Genomic DNA, 6,531 nt, shown 5'->3' on the forward strand with positions numbered 1-6,531 from the left:
GAAAGCGGGGACAGCACAGAAGCTGGTTCTAAATATGCTTACGACTTGTACGATGGTCAAATTAGGGAAGACTTATAACAACCTAATGGTTGACATGAAAGCAAGTAACATCAAATTGCGTGATCGTTCCGTACGTATTATTCGAGCGGCATCAGGCGTTGACGAGGCGACTGCAATGGCCCATTTGGAAGCTGCTTCCATGAACTGTAAATTAGCAATTATGATGATCAAAACAGGCATGAATGCCGTGGATGCTGAACAAGCACTGCAGCAAAGTGAAGGCAGTTTGAAAAGAGCCATACGTACCTTTGTTCAAGTTGTGTAAATAACTGAAATTATTAGGAGGTCTGTTTTTCATGAAAAGAAAAATGCCCGTATTAGCATCCGTTGTAGCTTTGACAATGGCTTTAACAGCTTGTGGTGGCGCTTCAGGTACGAAAGAATCAAGTTCACCGGCTGCATCAGCTCCAGCTGCAAGTGCTGGTGCTTCAACAGCGAAAGACACCATTACGGCACTTTTGCCGCCGGTTTCACCGAACTACCAAAAAACTTTCGAACAAATGACCAAAGATTTTAATGCGCTATATCCAAATCTTACATTGAAAATCGAACCAGCTAGCTGGGAAGATATGAAGCAAAAATTAGACACGCAAGTGAATGCGGGCAGCCCGCCGGATATTGCATTCGGAGGCTCTGACGGTATCCCGAAATACGTGCAGCAAGGTTTGCTCATGGACATCACGGATACAGCAACTCCTGAAATGATTAGTGATTACGACAAAGCCCCACTTGATTACATGAAAAATGGTAAAGGTCTTTACGGCTTCCCGGCTTACATGGAAGTACACGCATTGGGCGGAAATAAAGAGTTCTTAGAAAAAGCAGGCATCGATTGGAAAAAAGTACAGACAAACGGCTGGACTTATGACGAATTCCGTCAAGCGATCAAAAAAGGCGTAGTAACTGAAAACGGCAAAACGCGTTATGGTTTTGTGTTTGCAGTGAAAGGCGTTGCCGCGGTAGATTACTTGGGTATCATGGCGAAAAATGCTGGTATGCCAAGCGCGTTTGATAAAGATTTGAAATATGCATACACTAGCAAAAATTACTTGGGTCTACTTAAAGATCTTCGTCAACTGATCGATGACGGCTCCATGCCGAAAGAGCTTAGCTCCGTAGACGCTGGGAAACGTTGGAATATGTTCTTGACAGGTCAAACGATGATCACAGGTAAAGGTCTAGCTGTTTTTGAGAACTCTGCAAAAACAAACAATGCAAAACTAAAAGCAAGTGATGCAAGTGCAGTAAAAGACTCCATCCCTGTTGATTATGTTGTATTGCCGGCTCCGACTTTCCAAGGTGCTAAACAATCATCTGCTGCTGTAGTTGACGGTTACATGACGTTCCGCGGTAAAAAGGAACCGACTGCTGAGCACAAAGCAAATGTCGTTAAAGCGGCTTACTTCCTAGCTAGCGGTAAAAATGCGGCTATTACAAATAATGATTTGTTCTCCGCTCACATTACACAAACTGGTAAAAAAGCGGCTGAAAGCATGAAAATCGAAAGAAGCCCAGAGAACGTTGCTGCTGTTGAATACATGCTCAAAAATGCAACGCCAGCTCGTTCCGACATCCCGAGTGAATTAGGCGCTAAAGCGATTAAATTGGAAACAGAAGTTATCGTTCCTAAGTTCCAAGGTCTAATTGCTGGTGAAGTTACACCAGAAGCCATGTACGAAGCTGTAAAAGCTGCTGCAATTGCTGCATTTGGCGCAGACGGTATTGTTAAAGACTAATTATAAACAGTAAATTTCGGATAGTCGTGAAAGCAACTTACACGGCTATCCGAACTATTTTAATCCGGGTTTTCTGAAACGGGGTTTGGGGGTTAGAGAAAATGGCAACGAATATCGCTAAACCGATAAAAAGAAGAGGAATCAGAGGAGAAGGTGTCTGGGGATATGCATTTATTGCCGTCGCTTTGGTTGTTTTTGCGATGTTCACCGCATACCCGGTTGTTAGTGCGTTTATCATCAGTCTCCAGGAATACAAGCCACTTGGTTCCACTTATATTGGATTCGCGAACTACGCTTCTTCATTAAAAGATCCTTTGTTCTGGCAAGCAATGCGCAACACGCTTGTTTATACGATTCTGACCGTGCCTGTTAACTTAATCTTATCGATGGTGATCGCGATCTTGATTCTTCCGCTGAGGAAGAAAACGCAGGGCTTCTTCAAAGGTATTTATTACTTGCCTGTCGTAGCTTCAGGTGTTGCTTTATCCGTCGTATGGCTTTGGATCTTCGATCCTCTTGAGGGCGGGATTCTCAATCAATTTATTCATTTCTTCGGAATAAGCAATCAGAACTGGTTGGGTTCAAGTAAAACGGCTATGTTCTCTTTGGTACTGATGTCTTGGCTTTCCAGTCACGGAACAAGCATTATCATCTATCTGGCAGGACTTCTGGGTATTGATGATACGTTCTACGAGGCAGCGGAAATGGATGGAGCGAATTTCTTCCAGAAGCTGTGGTACATCGTTGTTCCTTCTTTGAAACCAGCTACGTTATTCCTTCTGGTAACGGGTGTTATCGGTTCTTTCCAAGTGTTCCAGAACGCTTACCTGATGACTGGCGGTGGCCCGAACAATGCGACTACAATGGTTGGCCTACTGATCTTCAATAATGCATTTACTTATTTTGAATTCGGTAAAGCCGCGGCACAATCGCTAATTCTAGCTGTTATTATCGCAGGGATTTCAGTTCTTCAGTTCAAATTTGCCGGAAAAGATGTCGACTATTAAGAGAGGGGATGGATAAATAATGGCTTTATACAGCAGTCATGCAGGTAAACCTAGAGTAAAAACCCTTCGTAATTCAATCATTTTTATCGCCCTTCTCCTTTTTGCTTTGGCGACGATATTTCCAATCTATTTCATGGTCATTTCATCCTTTGCAGATCCGGTTGAGGCAGGAGCGGTGAACTACTCCATTTTACCAAGCAAGTTCACATTCGCTTCCTTTAAATATTTCTTTGATTATAGCGAGTATTCGTATCGGTGGATTCTGAACTCCCTGATCGTAGCTACTACCGTGATGGTATCCAATGTTATTTTCGCCAGTATGGCAGGATACGCATTTTCTAAGCTTCATTTCAAAGGGAGAGGCGTGCTGTTTGCCGTATTGCTAGTCTCGATGATGATCCCTTACCAAGTTACGCAAGTTCCTTTGTATATTCTTGTTGTTAATGTGTTTAATCTGCAAAATACGTACAGTGCATTAATTATGCCGGGTATCGTTACTGTATATAATATTTTTCTAGCTAAACAGTTTATGGGCAGCATCCCGAACGAGATTATGGAAAGTGCCAAAATCGAAGGGTGCAGCCAGTTTACGATCTATTGGAGAATCATTCTGCCTTTGTCCAAAACGGTTCTTGCCGTCATGGCAATTCTAACGTTCATGGATAGCTGGAACACGTTCTTCTGGCCGCTTCTGGTCACCAATACGATGGATATGCAGACGATTCAATTGGGTCTCAAAAACTTCCGCTTCGCCAATACGACGTTTATCGCGCCGATGATGGCGGGTGCTACAATCTCTGCACTGCCAATGTTTATTCTTTTCTTCAGCTTGCAAAAGTACTTCTTGGAAGGTGTAACGGTTGGAGCGGTAAAAGGCTAATACAAGCCGAGCGTGGGGGAGGTATCACTTCAGCATGATTGTGTCTTGGGATCAACAGTATCGTCAGGCCGTTATTGATTTATGGAATGAAGAAGCCGTGAAAGATGGCTATAAGGAACTGACGGAAGAAACCTTTGAGCGTATTTTCACGGCCAGTCCTTATTTTGATAGTGAAAATACTTTTGTGTTACTGGATCAAAATGAGGTCAAAGGCTTCGCCTGTGGCTGTACAGGGGATGATCTGCCGCTTGGGGAAGTGGCTGGATACATCACCTGCATCGTTTTGGCCGACAGCTATCAAACGGATCACAACTATCAAGGCATGCTGGACGCTTTGGAGCGTCGTTTTCAGCAATTGGGGAAAAAGCAAGGCGATGTCTTATTTTTCAATCCGATGTTATTGCCATGGTATATCCCTGGGACTCCGAGGCATGAGCATAATAATGCGCCGGGCGTGCCGATCGAAAGTAAATTGTATGCGTTTTTGCTGCAAGCAGGGTATGTGGAACGTGCGAAAGAGTGCGCGATGTATGTGAAGCTGGACGGTTTCGCCATACCGGAGGATGTAAGGGCCAAGGAGCATAAGGCGGCAGCCGAAGGATACACGGTGGAATTGTTCGATAAGGAAAAGCATAATGGCGTTAACGAAATGCTTAATGGCTTTAATAATCTTTTGTGGCAAAGGGAAATCGGGCAGTGCACGGCAGAGGGTGTGCCAGTGGTCATTGCTGCATATAAAGGTAAAGTCATCGGATTTGCAGGACCGGTCATTCGGCAAGACAACGGACGTGGCTACTTTGCGGGTATCGGCGTGCTTCCTGAGCATGAGGGTCATGGGCTAGGCAGCCTGCTATTCTTTAAGCTGTGCGAGGCTTTCCGTTCAATCGGGACTGCCTACATGTCACTCTACACAGGCAGTACGAATCCGGCCATTCGCATTTATGAGAAGGCAGGTTTTACAACCGTCAAACAATTTTCTGTGATGAGAAGGGAGTTTGTGTGAATGAGCGAGCAAAAGTTAACGATATTAGCGATCGGCGGCCATGTTGGTGATGCTGAACTAACGGCTGGAGGCGTATTGGCAAGTCACTTCTTGAAAGGGGACCGCATTGCGACTCTGGCACTGACAGCAGGCGAACGTGGAGTTCCGGCAGGACAAGATATGGCTGAATATCGCGTGCAAAAAGTAAACGAGGCGAAAAAGTTCGCAGAGATGCTAGGCGGGGAAGCTTTCGTCTTCGACGATATTCCTGACGGTGAACTCCAGGATAACCAAGAGATGCGCTTCCGTGTATGCGATGTCATTCGTCAAGTGCGACCTAACGTGATCATCACCCATTGGAAAAACAGCATGCACAAGGATCACATGACAACGCACCGCATCGTGAACGATGCCCGTTATTTTGYTGCTCTGCCGACATTCGAGCGGGAGCTTCCTGCCCATTTTGCACAGAGATTGTATTATGCTGAGAACTGGGAAGACGCTGTTGACTACCGTCCGTATGTCTATGTCGATTACGACCAAGAAGCCTTTGATTTATGGGTCCAAGCCGTTTCCACGCATTGGTTCGTAACTGGCAGCAAGTCGTTCAAGTACTTGGAATACTACAAGCATCTAATGAGAGTTCGCGGGCTAGAAGCCAGAAAAGAATATGCACAAACGTTCATGATTCCAGAAGAAAATATGCGTGTGCTCAAAACTGAATTATAGAAAATTATCCGACCTCTACACGCAGCCGCTTATCACGAATATGGCTTAGGTAGAGGTTTTGTTCAATAAAAAGAAGCGAGCGAGGGGAAAGCTATGATTCTTAATGGGATTGATTGTATCGATCAGTATGCTCATCTATTCAAAGGGAAGCGGCTAGGGCTAATTACGGCGCCAACGGGATTGAACAAGGATTTTGTTTCTACGATTCAAATTTTGCACGAGAATTTCAACCTGACCGCTTTATTCTCTCCAGAACATGGCGTGCGTGGAGATCAAGCCGCTGGCGCATTGGTAGAAACGTACCTGGACCCGATTACGCAAGTGCCGGTGCATAGCTTGTACCGCAAAGATTCCAAACGTTTGAGCCAAGAGATGCTGGATGAAGTCGATATGGTTGTCTATGATATTCAGGATGTAGGTACCCGCTATTATACTTTTATTTATACGATGTTATATGCTTTGGAAGATTGCGCGAAAGCAGGCAAACCTTTTGTTATTCTGGACCGGATTAACCCTCTGGACGGGATGACGGTGGAAGGCAATATTTTAAAACCGGAATATCAATCTTTTGTAGGGAATTATCMACTTGCCGTACGTTATGGGATGACGGTCGGGGAACTCGCGATGATGGCGAATGATCAGATGAACTGGCAGTGTGAACTGCACGTGGTCCGCTGTGAAGGTTGGGAGCGAAACATGCTTTTCCCGGAGACCGGCCAAGAGTGGATCATGCCTTCCCTAGGACTTCCGCGCTTTCGATCCGCTTTGCTGTATCCCGGAACGTGTATTTTTGAAGGTACGAATTTGTCGGAAGGACGTGGGACAACGGTTCCCTTTGAAGCTATTGGGGCTCCGTTCATCGATGGGCAGAAGCTGGCAGATGAGATGAATGCCAAGAAACTGCCGGGCGTTGTTTTCCGTCCTATCTATTTTAAACCAAGTTTCTCGAAACATCAGGGAGAGTCCTGCAGCGGCGTGCAAGTCCATGTGTTGGACACCCGTGCTATCAAGCCCCTGGAGACGGGGATTACCCTGTTGTACACGATTAAGAACAATTATGAGCAATTCGAATTCCTGCCTCCTTTCCGAGAAGGTTCCAGACCTTTCATGGATTTGTTATGCGGGGACAATGTGTAT

The 6,531-nt window shown here is 45.3% G+C and carries 6 protein-coding genes and 1 pseudogene; all 7 read left to right on the forward strand.

The window, feature by feature from the left end; all coding sequences use genetic code 11:
• Window positions 1-325 (forward strand): annotated as a pseudogene (gene murQ, locus AC1DUA_RS18065) (N-acetylmuramic acid 6-phosphate etherase); the annotation flags it as partial.
• Between the two features lie 31 nt (window positions 326-356).
• Window positions 357-1,796: an ABC transporter substrate-binding protein gene (locus tag AC1DUA_RS18070; RefSeq protein WP_477501092.1), complete on the forward strand. Its 1,440-nt coding sequence runs from the start codon at window positions 357-359 to the stop codon at window positions 1,794-1,796.
• A 101-nt stretch (window positions 1,797-1,897) separates the two neighbouring features.
• Window positions 1,898-2,803 (forward strand): carbohydrate ABC transporter permease, encoded by a 906-nt coding sequence (locus AC1DUA_RS18075; RefSeq protein WP_477501093.1) that lies wholly within the window; start codon window positions 1,898-1,900, stop codon window positions 2,801-2,803.
• Between the two features lie 19 nt (window positions 2,804-2,822).
• Window positions 2,823-3,683 (forward strand): carbohydrate ABC transporter permease, encoded by an 861-nt coding sequence (locus AC1DUA_RS18080; RefSeq protein ID WP_477501094.1) that lies wholly within the window; start codon window positions 2,823-2,825, stop codon window positions 3,681-3,683.
• Between the two features lie 34 nt (window positions 3,684-3,717).
• On the forward strand, window positions 3,718-4,686 hold the full coding sequence (locus AC1DUA_RS18085; RefSeq protein WP_477501095.1) for a GNAT family N-acetyltransferase: 969 nt from the start codon (window positions 3,718-3,720) through the stop codon (window positions 4,684-4,686).
• Window positions 4,687-5,394 (forward strand): PIG-L deacetylase family protein, encoded by a 708-nt coding sequence (locus AC1DUA_RS18090; protein WP_477501096.1) that lies wholly within the window; start codon window positions 4,687-4,689, stop codon window positions 5,392-5,394. It abuts the gene before it with no gap.
• Window positions 5,395-5,487: 93 nt separating this feature from the next.
• Window positions 5,488-6,531: exo-beta-N-acetylmuramidase NamZ family protein (locus AC1DUA_RS18095; RefSeq protein WP_477501097.1), on the forward strand; the 1,044-nt coding region annotated here is incomplete at its 3' end.

The organism is Paenibacillus sp. 01T422 (genome assembly GCF_056398785.1).

What these genes read in the sequence shown, in the direction of transcription:
- AC1DUA_RS18070 (WP_477501092.1), top strand. Translation starts at nt 357, where the DNA reads ATGAAAAGAAAAATGCCCGTATTAGCATCCGTTGTAGCTTTGACAATG.
- AC1DUA_RS18075 (WP_477501093.1), top strand. Translation starts at nt 1,898, where the DNA reads ATGGCAACGAATATCGCTAAACCGATAAAAAGAAGAGGAATCAGAGGA.
- AC1DUA_RS18080 (WP_477501094.1), top strand. Translation starts at nt 2,823, where the DNA reads ATGGCTTTATACAGCAGTCATGCAGGTAAACCTAGAGTAAAAACCCTT.
- AC1DUA_RS18085 (WP_477501095.1), top strand. Translation starts at nt 3,718, where the DNA reads ATGATTGTGTCTTGGGATCAACAGTATCGTCAGGCCGTTATTGATTTA.